This window comes from Pandoraea capi, from assembly GCF_902459735.1.
Classification (GTDB): Bacteria; Pseudomonadota; Gammaproteobacteria; order Burkholderiales; family Burkholderiaceae; genus Pandoraea; species Pandoraea capi.
Genome location: NZ_CABPRV010000011.1, coordinates 21,088 through 41,728, shown reverse-complemented (window position 1 = coordinate 41,728; position 20,641 = coordinate 21,088). Strand labels below are relative to the sequence as shown.

The window sequence follows — 20,641 nt, the reverse complement described above, 5'->3', positions numbered from 1 at the left end:
GAAATCGAAGTTTAGGAAAAACTTCGGGTAAGTACCCAGTAAAACCCGCGCATTTTACATTAAGTTGCATATATCGCGCCAATCGATCAATAGTCGGACGCAATCGTGCCGTCCCGCACCCGCGCGACGGGGGCTGTGCTGACGAACGTCACCGATATTGCGCTGCGAAAACTGCCTCAAGTCGCGAGAGATCGTAGGAGATCGACGGGTAAACGCCCGTCGCACGGGGCTTTGCCGTCGATGGAAGCTTGACGGCGGCGCGCGTGTCAGTGGTGCACCGGCAAGACCTCCGCGAGACCTGTTACGCATCGCGGTGTAAGCTATCTCCCCGACCGACAGGCGCCGACTCGCCCACAGGCCGTGAGGGCGGCGTCTCGCAGATGACGTCGTGCCGGCCGAAGGATCGACCGAAACATGACTGAACCGCCCCGTGCGCGCCCGAGCCGGCCCGCCGATAACGCTTCTTCTCTGGCCGTTTCCTCGACATCCACGGCCAACGCAGGTCCCAGCGCTGTGGCGTCCGCCGCCGGCGGGGGCGACGGCAACCCGCCCGATATTCCGAATACACCCGGTAGTCCCGGTATTCCCGGTATTCCCGATACACCCGGTAACCCCGCCACGCCCGCGAGCGGCACTTCCGGCGCGTCTGACACGTCTTCCCCGGCCCCATCGCCGGTAGAGGCGGCCTGGCTCGCGCTCCCCGCACCCATTCGTCTGCTGCGACGCTTCCCGTTGAGCGCGGCGCGTCCGTGGTTGATCGTCGCGGGTGTCCTCCTGCTCGGTCTGTTCGTCTTCGACGCGTTGCACCACATGCTGCGGCACGTGCATTACGACAACGTGATCGCGGCCATCCACGACACACCGGTGACGCGGCTCGTGCTTGCCATGCTGGCAACGTTGGCGAGCTACGCGGCACTGACCGGCTACGACATCTCCGGGCTCGCGTTTGCCGGGGCCAAGGTCAAGCGTTCGACGGTCGTGCTGACCTCGTTCATCGCCTACGCGCTGGGCAACTCCGTTGGCCTCGGCGTGCTCACGGGCGGCACCGTGCGCATGCGAATGTATGCCGCCGCCGGCGTCGATGCCTCGAAGGTTGCGCAGGCGGTCGCGTTCAACGCCGGGGCGTTCGGCCTCGGCATGACGGTGTTCGGCTCGCTCGGGATGTTGTGGGGGGCGTCGCGCGTCTCGGCGCTGGTGCCGATTCCCGCGTGGATGCTGCAACTGTTCGCCCTGCTGCTGCTCGCGGGCACGGTGGCGTTCCTTGTGCTGTGCGCACGCAAACGCACTGTGGCGGTCTTCGGGCGCTGGTCGATGCCGTTGCCGCCGCTACGGCTGGCCTTGCGTCAGTTGGTCATTTCCGCCGCCGACCTCGGCATGGCCGCTGCGGCCCTGTGGTGCCTGCTACCCGCCGGTGTGGTCGACCTGCCGACCTTCGTCGTCTTCTATGCGATTGCGATGGCGCTCGGCGTGCTCAGCCACGTGCCGGGCGGCGTGGGCGTGTTCGAGGCGGTGATCCTGCTCGCAACGAACGGCCATGCGCCGATCAGTCAGGTCGCAGGGGCGCTGGTGCTCTATCGCGGCATCTACTACCTGCTGCCGTTGATGCTCGCCGCGTGCCTGCTGGCCGGTTTCGAGCTTCGTCAGGGGCCCGCCGCCCCCATCGGACGTGCGGCCGTACGCCTCTTCCCCGGCCTGCTGGCGGCGCTCACGCTCGTCGCCGGTGTCATGTTGCTGATCTCCGGTGTGACGCCGGCCACGCGCGACGCCGAGGACTTCCTGCGCCGTCATGTGCCGTTGCTCCTTGTCGAGGTGTCGCACTTGCTGGGCAGTGTGGCGGGGTTGTCGATGCTGTTCCTGGCGCGCGGTCTGCTGCACCGGCTCGACGCGGCGTGGTGGGGTTCGCTGGCGTTGACCGTCATCGCGGCGGTGCTGGCCGTTCCGAAGGGCATCGCGCTGTCGGAGCTGTTCGTGCTGGCGGTGCTCGCGACACTGTTGCTCGTCTCGCGCAAGCAGTTCGACCGGCGCTCGTCGCTCTTCACGCAATCGTTCGAGCCGGGCTGGATCATTGCCGTGCTCTCGGTGCTGGGCGCATGTACCTGGCTGATGTTCATGTCGTACCGGCGCGTCGGCTACGCGAATCAGCTCTGGTGGCAGTTTACGTTCGATGGCGACGCGCCGCGCTCGATGCGTGCATTGATGGTCGTTGCCGTGATCGGTCTTGGCCTCTCGTTGTGGCAGTTGCTGCGCCAGTCGCCGGGCGCGATGGTGCCCGCCACCGAGGACGAACTGGCGCGCGCGAAGGCCATCGTGCGCAAACAACCCGCCGCCGATGCGTGCCTCGCGCTCATGGGCGACAAGAGCTTCCTGTTCTCGCCATCCGGCAACGCCTTCATCATGTACGCGAAGCATCGCCGCTCGTGGGTGTCGCTCTCCGACCCGGTCGGCGATCAGAAGGAGTGGCCGGAGCTGATCTGGCGCTTCATCGAACTGGCCGACTCGCATGGGGGACGCGCGGCGTTCTACAAGACGCGGCCCCAGGCACTGCCGCTCTACATCGACGCCGGACTACGCGCGTTCAAGCTCGGCGAGGAGGCGTTCGTCTCGTTGCCGGATTTCGGTCTGCAAGGCTCGCGTCGCGCGAATCTGCGTCATGGCGTGACGCGCGGCGAACGCGAGGGCCTGACGCTGGAGATCGTGCCGCCCGAAGCGGTGGCGCCGTATCTCGCCGAAATGCGCCCGGTGTCGGAGGCCTGGCTGGCCCGGCAGCACACGCGCGAGAAGGGGTTCTCGCTGGGTGCGTTCGACGATGCATACGTCGCCCGTCAGCCGGTGGCGCTCGTGCGTCGCGAGGGACGGCTCGTGGCGTTCGCCACGCTGATGTGTCCCGACGTGCAGCGCATCGAAGCGAGCATCGATCTGATGCGTCAGGTGCCTGATGCCCCGCCGGGCACGATGGACTTCCTGTTCGCGAAGCTGATGCTGCATTTCAAGGCGCAGGGGTATCAGCGTTTCGGCCTCGGCATGGCGCCGATGTCCGGCATGCAGACGCACCAGCTCGCGCCTCGCTGGCATCGCTTTGGCCGGATGATGTTTGCGCACGGCGCGCGGTTCTACAACTTCCGGGGGTTGCGCAGCTTCAAGGAAAAGTTCGATCCGCAATGGGAGACACGCTATCTGATGACGCCGGGCGGCATCGCACCGATGCTGACGCTCGCCGATGTGGCGTCGCTCGTGGGCGGCGGCTGGAAAGGGATGATTGCGAAATGACGCGCAACGCGAATGGAGTGACGATGGCAGCAGATGGACAGGCGGGCGGCTACGCGGGCGGTATTGAGGGCGGCAACCGGAGCGCAATGCGCCACGATGCCGATGCGGGACGTCAAAGGAGACTCACGCGTGGGGTGCGGCATCTGACATGCCTGACAGCCCTGACACGCGCGATGCTCCGTGCGCTGATGCCCGCTACGGTGATCGCCATGACGTTGACGTCGCCCGCCGTGCTCGCACAGACGTCGCCGTCGACACAGGCCCGCAGCAATCCTCTCAACGTACTGAAGCCCGCGCCGAAGGCGGGGCCGGTGGCACAGTCGTCCGCCGCCGATTCGAGCGCGCCGGCACCCGTCATGCCGCAAGCCGCTGCGGCCGCAGCCAGCGCGGCGGCATTCCGCAGCGCCAACGCCAGCGGCATGACAGGGACCGGCGCGCCCGAGATCATGACGCACGGGCGCTTCGAAAACGTTCCCATCTTCCGTCCGCAGGGCGAGCCGAACGCCACGGTGCTGTTCTTCTCCGACGACGACGGCTGGACGCCACGCGCCGAGCGCATGGCCCGCGCGCTGGCCGACACCGGGGCGCTGGTAGCGGGCATCGATACCGCACGGCTCATGGCGAACTACACGAAGGACGATATCGCGTGCGTCTACGCGGCGGGCGATCTCGACAACTTCGGCCGATGGGTCGAAGCGGCCGTCAAACTGCCGGGCTACACGCCGCCGATTCTCGTGGGCGACGGGGTGGGCGGCACGTTCGCTTACGCGATGCTCGCGCAGGCGGGGAGCGACACGTTCTCGGGAGCGTTGTCGGTCGACTTCTGTCCGGTGCTGCCGATGTCGCGTCCGCTGTGTCAGGGCGAAGGCGTGCATTTCGGACGCGGCATCACGCACACCGCAGGCGGCGCGCCGATGCGTCTGCTGCCCGCCCCCGTCATGAGCGCGCCGTGGCTGGCGATGGGCGGCCCCGCCGCGGGTCCGGGCAGTCCCGGACGCGCCCCGCGCTGCTCGGACCACGTCGCTCAGGAGTTCGCCGCGCGCACACCGAATTCGAGCTGGCTCGTGGGCGGGCTGGCCGGCAGCCTTGGCGCGCTGGACACCAGCGGCATCACCACGACGCCGGGGGCGGCGTCCACACCGGTGCTGGCCGATTGGGTAACGCAGTACAAGAACGCTTTCCGTCGGCTGAATGCCCATCACGTGGCGGGTACGGCGCGCCCGCCCGCCGCGGTGGCCGACCTGCCGGTGATCGAGGTGCCCGCGACGGGCAAACCGGCTGCGAATCTGGCCGACACCTTCGCGATCCTGCTCTCGGGCGACGGCGGCTGGGCCGGACTCGACCGCGACGTCGCCGGCGCACTGGCGGCGCACGGGATTCCCGTCGTGGGTGTCGATTCGCTGCGCTACTTCTGGTCGGCGCGCACGCCGGCGTCGGGCGCGCTCGACATCGACCGTCTCATGCGCTTTTACCAGACCCGCTGGAACAAGAAGCGCGCGATTCTGATCGGCTACTCGCAAGGCGCAGACGTGTTGCCGTTCATGGTCAACCGGCTGCCGCCCGTCGCTCGCGATCGCGTGGGGTTGCTCGTATTGATGGGGCTCGGCCAGAAGGCTGACTTCGAATTCCGCATGACCAACTGGGTGATGTCGAGCCAGAACGGGCTGCCGATCCGGCCTGAAGTGGAGCGGCTGCCCGACGGCATGGCGATGTGCGTCTACGGCGCGGACGAGGACGACAGCAATTGCCCGGGGCTCGATCCCAAGCGCGTGCAGATCGTGAAAATGCCCGGCGGTCATCATTTCGACGGTAACTACATCGGGCTGGCCGACCTGATTCTTCAGGGACTCGCCAAGCGCTAACGTCTCAGGTAGCCGATATTTCTCGCCTTGCCTTCCGTGCGGGCGCTCCGTACACTGCGGCCAGTTTTTCCCATCGCCCGCGTACCCGATCGCGTACCTGCCGGGTACCCGGCCATGCCCCCGGCGAGGCGATGCGGACCTCACACACCGATTCCACGATACGGCACGACAGACAGGAGAAGATCGAACATGTCAGAGGGTTACTTCCCGAAGTGGCAGCAACAGGACACGGCCTCCGGGCGCGTGATCGCGCCCGATGAGCGTCTGGCGTGGCCGCAGACCATCGCGATGGGCGTGCAGCACGTGGTCGCCATGTTCGGCTCGACCGTGCTGGCCCCGCTGCTCATGGGCTTCGATCCGAACCTCGCGATCTTCATGTCGGGGATCGGCACGCTGCTGTTCTTCGTGCTCGTCGGCGGGCGCGTGCCCAGCTATCTCGGCTCCAGCTTCGCGTTCATCGGCCTGGTCATTTCGGTGACGGGCTATGCAGGCAGCGGCCCGAACATGAACATCCCCGTCGCCCTCGGCGGGATCATTGCCTGCGGCGTGCTTTACGCCGTCATCGGGCTGATCGTGATGGTCGTCGGCACGCGCTGGATCGAAGCGCTCATGCCGCCGGTCGTGACGGGCGCGGTCGTGGCCGTCATCGGTCTGAACCTCGCACCGGTCGCCGTGAAGGGCGTGTCCGCCACGAGCTTCGACACGTGGATGGCGCTCGCGACGGTGCTGTGCGTCGGCCTCGTGGCCGTGTTCGCGCGCGGCATGGTGCAGCGTCTGCTGATTCTCGTGGGGCTGCTGCTGGCCTACGTGCTGTACGCCGTGCTGACGAACGGCATGGGGTTGGGCAAGCCGATCGACTTCGCCGTCGTGGCGAACGCCGCATGGTTCGGTCTGCCGCATTTCGCCGCCCCGGTGTTCAAGCCGGAAGCGATGGTGCTGCTCGCGCCCATCGCCATCATTCTGGTGGCCGAGAACCTGGGGCACATCAAGGCGGTGAGCGCCATGACGGGCCAGAACCTCGACCGTTACATGGGACGCGCCTTCCTGGGCGACGGGCTGGCAACCATCGTGTCGGGCAGCGTCGGCGGCACGGGCGTGACGACGTATGCCGAGAACATCGGCGTGATGGCCGTCACCAAGATCTACTCGACGCTGGTGTTCGCGGTCGCCGCCGTGCTCGCGCTCGTGCTGGGCTTCTCGCCGAAGTTCGGCGCGATCATCCAGACGATTCCGGGGCCGGTGCTGGGCGGCGTGTCGATCGTCGTGTTCGGTCTGATCACGGTCGCCGGCGCACGCATCTGGGTGCAGAACAAGGTGGATTTCTCGGATAACCGCAACCTGATCGTGGCGGCCGTCACGCTGGTGCTGGGTGCCGGTGACTTCACGCTGAAGTTCGGCAACTTCTCGCTCGGTGGTATCGGTTGCGCTACGTTCGGCGCGATCATTCTTTACGCGTTGCTGCGTGGGCGAGGCGCGTCGCGCCCGGCGGCGATGTAACGATCGAGCGCTTGCGTGGCAGTGCGGCAGCGCTGCACGATCGGAACGGCACGACGATTACGTCGTGCCGTTTTCGTTTGTGGCGGCGGTGTCGCCCGCCTCGGCGGGTGAGGCTTGCAAACGTTCCAGGAGTTGTCGGGCGTAGACGGGCAGCGCGTCGCGCTCGCGCACGCACAACACGAGGGTGCGCAGTGCCCACGGATCGACGAGCGGCACGATGCCGATGCCCAGGGTGGCGGCCGAGCGCCGGGCGGCGCTCAGCGGAACAATGCCCAGTGCGGCACCGGCGGCGACCGCGCGACACAGGCTGTCGAAGTCGCGCAGACGCAGGCGATACCGCAGCGGACGCCCCGCACGCCTGGCGTGCCCGTCGAGATGCTCGGCCAGCGCGCTCTGCTCGGGCAAGCCGATGAACTCCGCGTCGAGCACGTCGACGAACGCGACCTCATCGCGCGCGGCCAGCGCGTGGCCCGGCGGTGTGACGATCACCAGTCTGTCCTGCCGGAACGGCACCGTCTCCAGTCCCGTCAATTCGATCCAGTCGGACACGACGCCGATGTCGGCCGCGCCTTCGAGCACCGCCTGAACGACGGCGGGGCTCGTCTGCTCGCGCAGCGCAATCTCCACATTCGGATGCTCTGCGAGAAACGCGCCGAGCAGATCGGGGAGGAATTCGGACATGGCGACCGTATTGGACGCGATGCGCACGTTGCCCTTGAGGCCTGCGGCGTATTCGCCGAGTTCGCCGCGTAGCTGCTCGATCTGTGCGAGAACACGGCGTGCATGGACGAGAAGGGCGCGGCCTGCGGGCGTGGGAATGACACCCTGACGATGGCGCATGAACAGCGCAACCCCCAGCGTCTCTTCGAGGCCACGAATGCGCGCGCTCGCAGAGGCCAGCGTCAGATGCGCCCGCTCGGCGCCGCCCGTGATGCTGCCGGCTTCGGCAACCAGCAGGCACAGACGCAAATCGGTCAGGTCGAATTTCACGGCATCGTCTCGTGGCAGGAAGGCCCCGCACGGGCACGGTTCAGGGGGCGCGGTGTCGGGGCAATGGCGTCAGTGTAACGACTTGCGAGGGGCGTGCGACGCCGCGCGCAGCGTCGCACGACATCCCACGTAAGAAAACGCGGCGATTTGCGTGAACGGCTATGTCGGTGTCTGAAATATCGGGTCGCGAATGGCGCGTTGCCGCGAGGTCAAGCGCAATGGCGACTGACTTGGGAAAGGGCGCATGGTAAACTACGCGCTTTCAAGACACGGCCGTACCCGCGACGGTCTTGCCCGCCAAGCCGCAGAGTTTCATTCGCCGGCGGGTTGTCTTGCAGGCGTCTTCAGACGCATCGCCCGGATGAGCGCGATGCGCGTCGCACGCCCGACGCGGGCATTCCATCAAGAACAAACAACATCGATACGCGCGGGGACACACATCGTGGAGTCCGCGCATTGGTCTTTATATGTCTTTTGAAACGCTCGGCCTCTCGGCCGACATCCTGCGTGCGGTAGCCGATCTCGGTTACACGCAGCCGACTCCGATTCAACTGCAAGCGATTCCGGCCGTCCTGCAAGGCGGCGATCTTCTCGCCGGTGCCCAGACCGGGACCGGTAAAACGGCGGGCTTTACGCTGCCGATTCTGCAAATGCTCTCGTCGCGAGCGCGTCCGGCCGCCGCCAATGGCAAGCGTCCCGTGCGTGCGCTCGTGCTCACGCCTACGCGCGAACTGGCCGCACAGGTCGAGGAAAGCGTCACGCAATACGGCAAGTACCTGCGTCTGACCTCCATGACCGTGTTCGGCGGCGTGTCGATGGTGCCGCAGGTCAAGCAACTCTCGCGCGGCGTCGACATCCTCGTCGCCACGCCGGGACGTTTGCTCGACCATATGCAGCAGAAGACCGTCGATCTGTCGGGTGTCGAGATTCTCGTGCTCGACGAAGCGGATCGCATGCTCGACATGGGCTTCATTCGCGACATCCGACGGGTGTTGGCGGCGCTGCCCGCGAAACGTCAGAACCTGCTGTTCTCGGCCACGTTCTCCGACGAAATCAAGCAACTCGCCGACGGCCTGCTCAAGTCGCCCGCGCTGATCGAGGTCGCGCGTCGCAACACGACGGCCGAGACCGTCGCGCAGAAGATTCACCCGGTCGATCGCGATCGCAAGCGCGAACTGCTCGAACATCTCGTGCGCGAGCACAACTGGTTCCAGGTGCTCGTGTTCACGCGCACCAAGCACGGCGCGAACCGTCTGGCGGAACAACTCACGAAGGGCGGCATTCCCGCGCTGGCGATTCACGGCAACAAGAGTCAGGGCGCACGAACGCGCGCGCTCGCCGAGTTCAAGAGCGGCACGCTGCAAGTGCTGGTCGCGACCGATATCGCCGCGCGCGGCATCGACATCGACCAGTTGCCGCACGTGGTGAACTTCGATCTGCCGGAAGTGGCGGAAGACTATGTGCACCGTATCGGTCGCACGGGCCGCGCCGGGGCGAACGGGGAAGCCGTCTCGCTCGTGTGCGTGGACGAACATCTGCTGCTCCAGCAGATCGAGCGTCTCATCAAGCGCACCATCGATCGTGAAGTGATTCCGGGCTTCGAGCCGGATCCGCACGCGGTGGCGCAGCCGATTCGCAAGAATCAGCAAGGCAATGGCCGTGGCGCGGGTGGTGGTCGTGGTGGGCGCAATGGCGGCGGCGGGGCAGAAGAAGCCCGTCAACCGGCTCGTGCACCGCGCGAATCGCGTGACGGTGGCCGTGCGCCGCGTCAGGGTGGTGAGGCGAAGCCGCCGAAGCCACGCCTCGAAGGCGAACGCGGTGGCCGTCAGGGCGGCGGTGGCAAGGGTGGTAATGGTAGTAATGGTGGTAACGGTGCCAATGGTGGGAATGGCATCAACGTCGGCAATGTCGGGACCAGCCAGCGTCAGCCGGCCAAACGTCAGGGCGGGCAGGGCGATTCGCAACGCGCACCGGCCCGCACGTCGCAAGGCTCGGGTGCGCCGCGTCAGGGGCAAGGCGCACAGAACACCGGGCGCGGGCAGGGTGGCGGCGGAGGCGAGCGTGGTGACTTCGGTCAGCGCGGTGCGCGACCGGCTCGCCGCGACGGTGCCGGCGGTGCCCTGCTGATGGGCAAATCGAAGCGCGACTAAGCGCTTCGCCGAGGTATCGACGATGTGCACGCGGCTCAACATTCCGATGAATTTGAGCCGCGGCATGGAACTGCGCGAAGCCGCGAAGCGACTTCGCGATAGCGGTCAGGGTCATGCCGTATGCGGCGACACGTGCCATGACACCGGTCATGACACCGGTCGCAACGTCAGTCAGCAAACCTGCAGCCATTCGCGTGAAGACGTGCACGGCAACGCGTGCGACGACGTGTGCCATGGTTCATCTGGCGATACGTGCGGCTCATATTCGACAGGTACCCAGCGTGCCTCCGGGTCGACCCTGACGGGCGGTCTGCGCAAAATAAGTAAAATATTAACTTTTTGCGCCCGAGACTCTCATGATCGCCCGTGTCACCCGGCTGTTCCCCTTGTGGGCTGCGCTGCTGTCCGTCTTTGCCTTCTTTTCGCCCGGCAGCTTCACCGGCATTACGCCGCACGTCACGGCGCTGCTCACCGTGGTGATGTTCGCGATGGGCGTCACGCTCACGTTCGACGACTTCAAGCGAGTGCTCACCCGTCCCGCCCCCATCGTTGCGGGTGTGGTGCTGCACTATCTGGTCATGCCGCTGGCCGCCTGGATCATTGCACGCGTGCTGCACATGCCCCCCGACTTGACTGCGGGCATGGTGCTTGTGGGCAGCGTAGCGAGCGGCACGGCGTCGAACGTCATGATCTATCTCGCCCGAGGCGACGTGGCCCTTTCGGTCACGATCAGTGCCATGTCGACACTCGTCGGCGTGTTTGCGACGCCGTTGCTCACGCGTCTGTACGTCGATGCCTCGATTACGGTGGACGTCGAGGGCATGTTGTTGTCGATCCTTCAGATCGTGGCGCTGCCGATCGGCGCCGGTCTGCTCATCAATCACTTCTTCGGCCGTTTGGTGCGTGCCATCGAAGGTATTCTCCCGCTGGTCTCGATGGTCGCCATCGTGCTGATCATCGGCGCTGTGGTCGGCGCCAACCAGAGCAACATTGCCACCGTGGGTCCCCTGGTCATGGTCGGCGTGATTCTGCACAACGGACTTGGGCTGGCCGGTGGTTACTGGGGCGGCCGTCTGCTGGGCTTCGACGAATCGATCTGCCGCACGCTGGCGATCGAAGTCGGCATGCAGAACTCGGGGCTTGCCGCCACGCTCGGCAAGATCTACTTCACGCCGCTGGCCGCGTTGCCGGGCGCACTCTTCTCCGTCTGGCACAACCTGTCGGGCTCGCTCCTTGCGGGCTACTGGCGCGGTCGCCCGACGGGCACGGCCAACGACGCGAACGCATCGCAAGCGTCGGCAACGCGTCCCACGCACTGAGTTTTTCCGGTGTCGCACACCCTTGTGTGCGACACGCAACGGGTGTCCGCTCCGTCATCGCGGGCATTTGCCTTTCTGTCTCCCATCGCCTAAAACATCGATATACCGTTCGCAGCGGTGGGAGAGTCTGCCTCACGGCGCCCGTCCGTGTTCCCTTTCCCCCGCTCGCCCACAGGGCGTATTCCGACGTGACCCGCATCGGCACGAACGTGTCGCGTACCCATCGGGTGCGCGCGGCGTTTTGTGACGTGGTCCGGCGTACGAGCGAGCGGTCTGGAGTTACTCAAGCATGTTGCGAAAGAATCCGCGCGGGGATTATCCCGTGGTGCACGAGACCTCGTTTGTCGATCCCACGGCCATTTTGTGCGGCCAGATCATCGTCGGCGAGAACGTCTTCATCGGGCCTTATGCGGTGCTGCGCGCCGACGAGGTCGATGAGCACGGCAAGATGGAGCCGATCGTGATCGGCGCCAATTCCAACATTCAGGACGGGGTCGTGATCCATTCGAAAGACGGCGCACGCGTTTCCATCGGCGAGAACACGTCCATCGCCCATCGATCCATCGTGCATGGACCGTGTGTCATCGGTAACAACGTCTTCATCGGCTTCAACTCGGTGCTGTTCAACTGCGTCGTGCACGACGGCGTTGTGGTACGGCACAACAGCGTGGTCGACGGGCGCGATATTCCCGAGAATTTCTATATTCCCTCGACCACACACATCAGCCGCGAGACCGATCTCGCGACCATCCCGAAGGTCACGGTCGATGCGCGTGAGTTCTCCGAGTCGGTGAGCCGTACGAACGTGCAGCTCGCGCGCGCCTATCGGCGTATTCAGAACGCGTTCTGACGAAGGCATGTCCGCTCGCCGTTGCCGCTTCGACGAAGTTGCCGGCGAGCCTCATGAGACGCATGAGCGCTGTGACCGTGAACGTTTTTGGTGGAGTCCGTCATGTCTTTGCGTGTCAACGGTATTGTCATCGACGCACGCCGCGTCGCCGATGAGATCGATCAACATCGGGACGCGGTCGACCCGGAAGCCGCAGCGCAGCGTGCGCTCGTGAGCCGTGAATTGTTGCGACAGCGGGCGCGCGATCTGCGTTTGCTGGCGGAGGACGAAGGCGAGAGCGACGCCGCTGTCGTCGACGCGCTGTTCACGCGAGATGTGCAGGTGCGGCGTCCGTCGGAGGCGGAGTGTCGCGCCTATTTTCACGATCACGCCGGGCAGTTCCGCATCGGCGACAAGGTGCAGGCCAGTCACATTCTGTTCGCGTTGTCTGCGGGCGCACCGGTCTCCAGCACGCTGGGACGTGCGCAATCGGCGCTCGATGCCGTGCTCGCCGAGCCGTCGTCGTTTGAAACGGTGGCGCAGACGATGTCGGATTGCCCATCCGCACGCGACGGCGGCAGTCTCGGCATGCTCGCGCGCGGCAGCGGGGCGCCGGAGTTCGAGCTGGTGCTGTTCTGCGGTGACCGGCTCGGGGTGCTGCCAAGACTCGTCAACACGCGTTACGGTTTCCATGTCGTGCGGATCGAGCGGCGTGTGAAAGGGCGTATGCCGCCGTTCGAGCGCGTGGCCGATCGCATCGCCGCGCAGTTGTACGAACAGGCGCGTGCGCGGGCACTGCGTCACTACGTAGCCCTGCTGGCCGATGCCGCCGAGATCAGCGGTGAGAACGACAGCGAGGGGCCGATACGCGTGCAGTAATCGCGCGAGCGCCGCTCACTCGCCTCTCCCGATGTGCCATGCATGAAGGGCGCTGCCTGAAGACGACGGATGACGTCGATTCAGGCAGCGCCCTTTGTCGTTCGGCGACGGGGCATCGATGCATCGTCGATGCCGTACCGGCGAATGGTGGTGGCGAAGGGTGGCGACGATGGCGGCTTAACCTGGCTTAACCCGGCCCAACCCGGCCCAACCCGGCCCAACCCAGCCCAACCCGGCCCAACCCGGCCCAGCCCAGATTAACCGGCGATCAGTTCGAGCGTGACCGTGTCGAGCGTGAACGAGCCGTCGTCCTGAATCCGGAAGTGTTCGCGTACGCTGTCGGCCATCGCTGTCTGCAATGCGCGAATGGCGACCTGCATCGGCTCCGGTGTGCGCATGCGTGTCGTCCACGTCTTGAAGTCGAGTTCGAGCGATCGGGGCGTGACCGACGCCACCGAGAATCCCGCGCCTGCGGCCATCGTCAGCCATTCGCCCGTCGAGTAGTCGCGCACGTGGGACGTGTCGCGCAGCACCTCTACCGCTTGCAGGTACGTGTCGAACAGAGGCTGCCCGGTGGAGGCGACGTCGCAGATCGCCACGCGTCCGCCCGGTTTGAGCACCCGGCGCATCTCGCGCAACGCGGCGCCCACGTCGGCCCAGTGATGGGCGCTGTAACGACTGAAGACGAGATCGAAGCTTGCATCGTCGAACGGCAGCGATTCGGCCGCACCGAGTTGCGTGTCGATGTTCTGCAGGCCACGCTTGGCTGCTTCGCCGGCGACGACGCCGAGCATGTCGGCCGAGAGGTCGTAAGCCACCACGCGCGCCACGTGAGGCGCAGTGAAGAAACTGACGTGGCCCGCGCCACAGCCGAGATCGAGGACCTGAGCGCGCGCGTGCGCACGCGCGATGCTGGCAAGCTGCTCCAGATCCGCGCCTTGCGCATGGTTGGCGCTCGTCAGATAGGCGGACGCCTGCGGGCCGAACTGGCCGGTGACGACGGCGTTGTGCGAGTCGTGGGAAGGCGTGGCTGCGGTTCGGCGAGTGTCGCTCACGGGCGTCTCCTTCGTATGTGGGGCGGAACGTTGAGGGTGAATGTGCCGGTGTCGGGGGCTTGCGCGACATCGATGAGTGTCACGATAATGGCTCATCAATACCGGTACAAGTTGCCTATTTATCCTGGTATGAAAACTACCCCCATACCCTCACATTCTCATCCTCCTCAGCATCCTACTCCGCCGGGCGAGTCGGGATCGCATGCGGACGACGCGCGTCAGCGTCGCGCGCTTGGCGATTTCCTGCGCGCGCACCGCGAGCGACTGACGCCTGCGGCCGTCGGCTTGCCGCCGATGGGACGCCGCCGCACGCCGGGGCTACGCCGCGAGGAGGTGGCGCAGTTATGCGGGTTGTCCTCGACCTGGTACACGTGGATCGAGCAGGCGCGGGAGGTGTCGATTTCGGCGGGGGCGCTGGCTGCCGTCGCCAGTGCGTTGCGTCTCTCGCGCGCCGAGCGTGCGTATTTGTTCGATCTCGCGGGCAAGCGCGATCCGGAGCGCGGCGCGGAGCCGCTGCCGCATCACGCCGCCGCGCAGGTGCAGGCCGCGGTGGCGGCCGTGGCCGCGCCCGCCTACGCGCTGGACCGTTGCTGGGATGTGCTGGCATGGAACGATGCCGCCGCCGACATCTTCCGTGGGTGGCTCGACGTGTCCGATACCGCCGGGGTCTCTGACGTATCCGGCGCGACCGGTGCCACCGGCACCATCGGCACCCCCGGCACGAAGAACCTGCTGCGCTACATCTTTCTCGATGCCGCTGCACGGACGTTGATTCAGGATTGGGAGAGTCGCGCGCGACGCGTCGTGGCCGAGTTCCGCGCCGAGTGCAGCGCGTATCTGGACGACACGCCCGTGCGGGCGCTGACCGATGCCTTGCAGCGGGAGAGTCCGGTGTTCGCGGCGCTCTGGTCGCAGCAGGATGTTGTCGAGCGTGAAGGCGGGCGGCGCGGTTTTCATCATCCCGAGCGGGGCGACATCGACTTCGCGCAGGTCACGTTCCGGTTGTCGGGGCACGACGACGTGAAGCTCGTCATGCTGCTTGCCTGAGACGTCCTGCACGCCTCGTCGATCCACCGTCCCTCATCGTTCGCGTGTGTTCGTCCTTGTTCGTACTCGTCCGCCTTGTCTGCTGACTAGCCGCCCGCCTACACCGCCGGGCGCAGCCAGTGCACCAGGAAGGTGGCTGTGGCCATGCCGAGCAGCGTCATGATGAGTGAGCCGCCTACGTGCACGATCACGATCAGCGACGCCGCGCCGAAATGGCCTTCGCGCAGCAATTCGGTGACTTCGGCGGAAAACGTGGAGAAAGTGGTGAGGCCACCGAGGAACCCCGTCACGACGAACAGCCGCCATTCGACCGGTATCGACGGAATGTGGCTGAACAGCGCGACGGCAACGCCGATGAGGTAGCCGCCGCCGAGATTGGCGACGAGGGTGCCGAGGGGAAGCGTAGGCAGGATGGCGTTGAGTTGTACGCTGAGCGCCCAGCGCAGCAACGCACCGAGTGCGGCGCCGATGCTGATGGCAACGACCGAAGCCAGCATGGGTATTCCCTCCCGCAGATGAGAAATCGCCAATTCGTCGTACGAAGCATGGCGGGCCCGCAGCAAAAAAACGGCCAGCCGGGTTAGGGGCTGACCGTTCTCGCCTCTCAAGCGAATACTACGCGCGTTGCCATTCGTATGGCCAAAGAACTTAGTCCTTCGGGAACGACGTGGCACCGCCGTGCGCGCCCGACCACTCGGCCGGTGCGTGCAGGAATTTCTCGACTTCGTCCAGCGTCTTCGTGTCGAAGTGGTTCTGCTGCTTGGCCACGCGCAGCACATCCCACCACGTGGCGAGCGAGTGCAGCTCCACGTCGATGTCCTTCAGCACCTGACGGCTTTCCGGGAAGATGTCGTAGTGGAACACCACGAACACGTGGTTCACCTTCGCACCGGCTTCGCGCAGGGCCTTGCAGAAGTTGATCTTGCTGCGGCCGTCGGTCGTCAGATCTTCGACGAGCAGCACGCGCGAGCCTTCCGGCAGATCGCCTTCGATCTGTGCGTTGCGGCCGAAACCCTTCGGCTTTTTGCGCACGTACTGCATCGGCAGCATCAGCTTGTCAGCGATCCAGGCAGCGAACGGAATCCCTGCGGTTTCACCGCCGGCGACCGTGTCGAACTGCTCGCAACCCACGTCCTGAATGATGACGGCCTCAGCGAAATCCATCAGCGTACGACGCACGCGCGGGTACGAGATCAGCTTGCGGCAGTCGGTGTAGACCGGGCTGGCCCAGCCCGAGGTGAAGATGTACGGCTTCTCGGCGTTGAAATGCACCGCGCCCACTTCGAGCAGGATCTTTGCGGTGATGTCGGAAATCGCCTGGCGGTCGATGCCAATCATGATGCGGTTCCTTAGCGTAGCTGCCCGCCGTGCGGCGTGCAGCCAGGAGTCATGGGTGAGTCAGCGGCATACCGTGCGCTATACGTAGATGAATAACTGTGCGCGGCAAAAACACCTGCTGAGGCGGCGGGCGGCACGTCTTGCAACGACTCGCCTGCGCTTAAACGCGAATTATGCCACAAGTTTCAGCAGATGCGAGGCCAATTATGCACTGAGCGTACATTTATCGATGGGTGAGTACGCGCGGTGTGCGCGCACGGCGCATATGAAAAAATGGCAACGATAGATGAATCCAAAAAAAGAGACAGTTGCCGAGCCTTTATGACAGGCATACACTCTCGCCGAAATTCAGACCCGATCAGACGCCATCCACACGCCACCATGCCTCACGACTCTTCGCCTTCTCTTGCCACACCGGCAGCTCCGGCCCCTGCTGCCGCGAAGCACGACCACGCCTATGCGAACCGCGCCCTGTGGGCCTCGGCGGTCGGCTACGCCATGGACGGCTTCGACCTGCTGATTCTCGGCTTCATCCTGCCGGCGATCGCTGCCGACCTGGCGCTCTCCAGCGCCCAGTCGGGTGCGCTGGTGACGTGGACGCTCATCGGCGCGGTCGTCGGCGGCATTGTCTTCGGCATGCTGTCGGACCGCTTCGGCCGAGTGCGCGTGCTGTCGTGGACGATTCTGCTGTTCGCGGTCTTCACCGGTCTGTGCTCGCTGGCGCAGGGCTATTGGGATCTGCTGGCGTACCGCACGATCGCCGGTATCGGTCTGGGCGGCGAGTTCGGCATCGGCATGGCGCTTGCGGCGGAAGCCTGTGCGCCGGAGCGCCGGGCGCGCGCGTCGTCGTTCGTGGGGCTGGGCTGGCAGGCGGGCGTGCTCGCCGCTGCGCTGCTCACGCCGTTGCTGCTGCCGGTGATCGGCTGGCGCGGCATGTTCGCCGTCGGTCTGCTGCCGGCGGTGGTGTCCTTCATCATGCGCCGCACGCTCGGCGAGCCGGAGATGTTCCTCGCGCAGCAGCAACAACCACGTGAGCGCGCCCCGCTCAAGCTGCTGGTCAAGGACGGCGCCACCACGCGCGCCAGTCTCGGCGTGGCGATTCTGTGCTCGGTGCAGAACTTCGGCTATTACGGCCTGATGATCTGGATGCCCTCGTATCTGTCAAAGACGTTCGGCTACTCGCTCACCAAGTCGGCCATGTGGACGGCAGTGACGGTGCTCGGCATGGCGTTCGGCATCTGGTTGTTCGGCCGTCTGGCGGATCGCTTCGGCCGTCGCCCCACGTTCATCGGCTATCAGATCGGTGCGGTCGTGATGGTGTTCGTCTACGCGCAGCTTCAGTCGCAGTTCTCACTGCTGATCGGTGGCGCGGTGATGGGCATGTTCGTGAACGGCATGATCGGCGGCTACGGTGCGCTGATTTCGGAGCTGTATCCGACGGCGGCCCGTGCAACGGCGCAAAACGTGCTGTTCAACATCGGTCGTGCCGTGGGCGGTTTCGGACCGCTGACGGTCGGTGCGCTGGCTGCGGCGTTCTCGTTCAAGATCGCGCTCGTCTTCCTTGCCGGTATTTACGTCCTCGACATTCTGGCCACGCTGTTCCTGATTCCGGAGCGTCGCGGCGAGGCATTGCAGTAAGACAATTTACGTATTGCGCTGCACGCGTCGCCCTGCTGCGCGTGCAGCATCAAGGTTTCATCTGAGGGTGTACACTTTGCGTCCTGCGGTGCACACCGGCCACTGTCAGTCCCCCGATCAGACGCGCGCGAGCGCGGCTTTCAGGACCGGGGAAGCGATGGTCATCACGCCATCGCGCTGAGAAGAACCCCGTCGACGACACAATCGTCGAATCCCTCCGGTCGGCTTCTTCCCCCCGCCGTGATCCGTCAAAAGACGGTCGAGCCCGCCTGCACCCCCATGCGGCACTGGCCCGGCCGTCGCCAAGTCATTAGGTATCGAGATATGGATGAACAACTGAAGCAAAGCGCCCTGGCGTACCACGAGAACCCGCGTCCGGGCAAAATCTCGGTCACGCCGACCAAGCCGCTGTCGAACCAGATCGACCTGTCCCTGGCTTACTCCCCCGGCGTGGCTTACGCCTGCGAAGCCATCGCAGAAGATCCGCTCGCGGCCAACCGCTACACGTCGCGCAGCAACCTCGTCGGCGTGATCACCAACGGCACCGCCGTGCTGGGTCTGGGCAACATCGGCCCGCTCGCCGCCAAGCCGGTCATGGAAGGCAAGGGCTGCCTGTTCAAGAAGTTCGCCGGTATCGACGTGTTCGACATCGAACTCGCCGAGCACGACCCGGACAAGCTGGTCGAAGCCATCGCCATGCTCGAGCCCACGCTCGGCGGCATCAACCTCGAAGACATCAAGGCGCCCGAGTGCTTCTACATCGAGAAGAAGCTGCGCGAGCGCATGAAGATTCCGGTCTTCCACGACGATCAGCACGGTACCGCCATCATCGCCTCGGCCGCTATCCTCAACGGCCTGAAGGTCGTCGGCAAGGATATCGGCAAGGTGAAGCTGGTGTGCTCGGGCGCCGGCGCTGCCGCGATCGCCTGTCTGGACCTGCTCGTGAATCTCGGCCTCAAGAAGGAGAACATTCTCGTTCTCGACTCGAAGGGCGTGATCCACACGGGCCGCGACAAGCTCGACGAGAGCAAGGCGCGCTATGCCGTGGCGACCGAAGCCCGTACGCTGGCCGACGCCAGCAACGGCGCCGACGTGTTCCTCGGCTGTTCGACCGCCGGCGTGCTGACTGCCGACATGGTCAAGACGATGGGCACGAAGCCGCTGATTCTCGCGCTCGCCAACCCGGAACCGGAAATTCGCCCGGAAATCGCCAAGGCGGCGCGTCCGGACTGCATCATCGCGACCGGCCGTTCGGACTACCCGAACCAGGTCAACAACGTGCTGTGCTTCCCGTTCATCTTCCGTGGCGCGCTCGACGTGGGCGCCACCACCATCACGGAAGAAATGAAGCTCGCCACCGTGCGTGCCATCGCCGAACTGGCGCAGGAAGAAGAGCAGAGCGAAGAAGTCGCGCGCGCCTATGAAGGCCAGTCGCTCGAATTCGGCCCGGAATACATCATTCCGAAGCCGTTCGATCCGCGTCTGATCATCAAGATCGCACCTGCCGTGGCACAAGCTGCCATGGACTCGGGCGTGGCCACGCGTCCGATCAAGGACATGGACGCCTACCGCGAAGAACTCGGCACGACCGTGTACCGCACCGGCTTCATCATGCGCCCGGTCTTCGCTGCCGCGCGTGCGCGCTTCGGTAGCGACGCCGCCCGTATCGTGTTCGCCGAAGGCGAAGACGAGCGCGTGCTGCGCGCCGCCCAGTTCGTGCTGGCCGAACGTATTGCCAAGCCGATCATCATCGGTCGTCCGGCCGTGGTGGAAATGCGTCTGCAAAAGATCGGCTCGAAGCTCAAGCCGGGTGTCGATTTCGAAGTCGTGAATCCGGAAGACGACACGCGCTATCAGCGCTGCTGGCAGGCGTATCACAACCTTGGCGCGCGTCACGGTGTGACGCCGGAAGTCGCCAAGGCCGCCATGCGCAAGGACAACACGCTGATCGGGGCGATCCTCGTGCATCTGGGCGAAGCCGACGGCATGATCTGCGGCATGATCGATACGTACCATCGCCATCTGGATGTGGTCGATCAGGTGCTCGGTCGTGCAGCGGGTGTCGAGAACTACGCGGCGATGAACCTGCTGATGCTGGAAAAGCGCAACCTGTTCATCAGCGACACGTACGTCAACGAAGTGCCGACGTCGGAGCAACTCGCCGAGATGACCGTGCTGGCCGCGAAGGAAATCGAGCGTTTCGGCATCGCCCCGAAGGTGGCGCTGCTGTCGAACTCGAACTTCGGTAGCGTGAAGTCGGCATCGGCGCAGCGTATGGCGCACGCCGCCGAACTGCTCGCCGAGCGTGCGCCGCAACTGGAAGTCGACGGTGAAATGCACGGCGACGCGGCCCTGTCGGAGACGATCCGTCGCGCAGCCTATCCGGCATCGCGTCTGTCCGGTGAAGCCAACCTGCTCGTCATGCCGAACGTGGAAGCGGCGAACATCACGTACAACCTGCTCAAGATGACGGGCGGCGAAGGCGTGACGGTCGGCCCGTTCCTGCTCGGCTGCGCCAAGCCGGCTCACATCCTGACACCGGCCGCGACCGTGCGCCGCATCATCAACATGACGGCCGTCGCTGCGGCGAACGTCACGCGTTGACGCTCAGGCGGACGCGCCAGAAGGGCACGGCCCCGATGCGCGCGTCCGCCGGAAGCGCATAAAAAATCCCGCCGTACGCTTGCGCGTCGGCGGGATTTTCTTTGGGCAGTGGCTTGGCTTCGACGGTCTTAAGTCACCAGGCCGTGAAGCCGTAAGCCCGAGTCAC

At 65.3% G+C, this 20,641-nt stretch carries 14 protein-coding genes; 10 read left to right on the top strand and 4 right to left on the bottom strand.

All coding sequences use genetic code 11. The features are described 5' to 3' along the window. Positions 1-591: 591 nt before the first annotated feature. The 3 genes from mprF (at position 592) to PCA20602_RS20255 (ending at position 6,626) form a co-directional block, all read left to right on the top strand. Positions 592-3,267: a bifunctional lysylphosphatidylglycerol flippase/synthetase MprF gene (gene mprF, locus PCA20602_RS20265; protein ID WP_174981388.1), complete on the top strand. Its 2,676-nt coding sequence runs from the start codon at positions 592-594 to the stop codon at positions 3,265-3,267. Positions 3,268-3,290: 23 nt separating this feature from the next. Further along, complete coding sequence (locus PCA20602_RS20260) at positions 3,291-5,129, top strand: virulence factor family protein (RefSeq protein ID WP_217432479.1); 1,839 nt, start codon at positions 3,291-3,293, stop codon at positions 5,127-5,129. A gap of 189 nt (positions 5,130-5,318) precedes the next feature. Beyond that, positions 5,319-6,626, top strand: a complete 1,308-nt coding sequence (locus PCA20602_RS20255; RefSeq protein ID WP_069343557.1) for a solute carrier family 23 protein — start codon at positions 5,319-5,321, stop codon at positions 6,624-6,626. 57 nt (positions 6,627-6,683) lie between these two features. Here PCA20602_RS20255 and PCA20602_RS20250 read toward each other — a convergent pair whose 3' ends face one another. Beyond that, entirely contained in the window at positions 6,684-7,616 is a 933-nt protein-coding gene (locus PCA20602_RS20250; RefSeq protein ID WP_150722737.1) for a LysR family transcriptional regulator, read from the bottom strand. A gap of 467 nt (positions 7,617-8,083) precedes the next feature. Between PCA20602_RS20250 and PCA20602_RS20245 the strand changes: the two genes are divergently transcribed. The 4 genes from PCA20602_RS20245 (at position 8,084) to PCA20602_RS20230 (ending at position 12,793) form a co-directional block, all read left to right on the top strand. Beyond that, entirely contained in the window at positions 8,084-9,766 is a 1,683-nt protein-coding gene (locus tag PCA20602_RS20245) for a DEAD/DEAH box helicase (RefSeq protein WP_150722736.1), read from the top strand. Positions 9,767-10,122: 356 nt separating this feature from the next. Continuing rightward, a complete protein-coding gene (panS, locus tag PCA20602_RS20240; RefSeq protein WP_150722735.1) occupies positions 10,123-11,085 on the top strand; it encodes a ketopantoate/pantoate/pantothenate transporter PanS in 963 nt (320 codons plus the stop codon). A gap of 289 nt (positions 11,086-11,374) precedes the next feature. Continuing rightward, a complete protein-coding gene (locus PCA20602_RS20235; protein ID WP_069343553.1) occupies positions 11,375-11,935 on the top strand; it encodes an LbetaH domain-containing protein in 561 nt (186 codons plus the stop codon). 102 nt (positions 11,936-12,037) lie between these two features. Next, positions 12,038-12,793 carry a peptidylprolyl isomerase gene (locus tag PCA20602_RS20230; protein WP_150722734.1) on the top strand — a complete coding sequence of 252 codons (756 nt, stop codon included), beginning with the start codon at positions 12,038-12,040 and terminating at the stop codon, positions 12,791-12,793. A gap of 257 nt (positions 12,794-13,050) precedes the next feature. Here the strand turns inward: PCA20602_RS20230 and PCA20602_RS20225 are convergent, their stop codons facing one another. Further along, positions 13,051-13,848, bottom strand: a complete 798-nt coding sequence (locus PCA20602_RS20225; RefSeq protein ID WP_150722733.1) for a class I SAM-dependent methyltransferase — start codon at positions 13,846-13,848, stop codon at positions 13,051-13,053. Between the two features lie 129 nt (positions 13,849-13,977). Here PCA20602_RS20225 and PCA20602_RS20220 point away from each other — a divergent pair, with 129 nt between their 5' ends. Further along, positions 13,978-14,895 (top strand): helix-turn-helix transcriptional regulator, encoded by a 918-nt coding sequence (locus PCA20602_RS20220; protein WP_150722732.1) that lies wholly within the window; start codon positions 13,978-13,980, stop codon positions 14,893-14,895. Positions 14,896-14,993: 98 nt separating this feature from the next. Here the strand turns inward: PCA20602_RS20220 and crcB are convergent, their stop codons facing one another. Further along, positions 14,994-15,392 (bottom strand): fluoride efflux transporter CrcB, encoded by a 399-nt coding sequence (gene crcB, locus PCA20602_RS20215; protein ID WP_150722731.1) that lies wholly within the window; start codon positions 15,390-15,392, stop codon positions 14,994-14,996. A gap of 151 nt (positions 15,393-15,543) precedes the next feature. Next, the gene (locus PCA20602_RS20210) at positions 15,544-16,233 is read right to left on the bottom strand and encodes an orotate phosphoribosyltransferase (RefSeq protein ID WP_039393823.1); all 690 of its coding nucleotides are present in this window, start codon (positions 16,231-16,233) and stop codon (positions 15,544-15,546) included. Between the two features lie 381 nt (positions 16,234-16,614). Here PCA20602_RS20210 and PCA20602_RS20205 point away from each other — a divergent pair, with 381 nt between their 5' ends. Together PCA20602_RS20205 and PCA20602_RS20200 are read left to right on the top strand one after the other, a co-directional pair. Next, the gene (locus PCA20602_RS20205) at positions 16,615-17,871 is read left to right on the top strand and encodes an MFS transporter (protein ID WP_150722730.1); all 1,257 of its coding nucleotides are present in this window, start codon (positions 16,615-16,617) and stop codon (positions 17,869-17,871) included. 324 nt (positions 17,872-18,195) lie between these two features. After that, on the top strand, positions 18,196-20,475 hold the full coding sequence (locus tag PCA20602_RS20200) for an NADP-dependent malic enzyme (protein ID WP_150722729.1): 2,280 nt from the start codon (positions 18,196-18,198) through the stop codon (positions 20,473-20,475). The last annotated feature ends 166 nt before the right edge of the window (positions 20,476-20,641 follow it).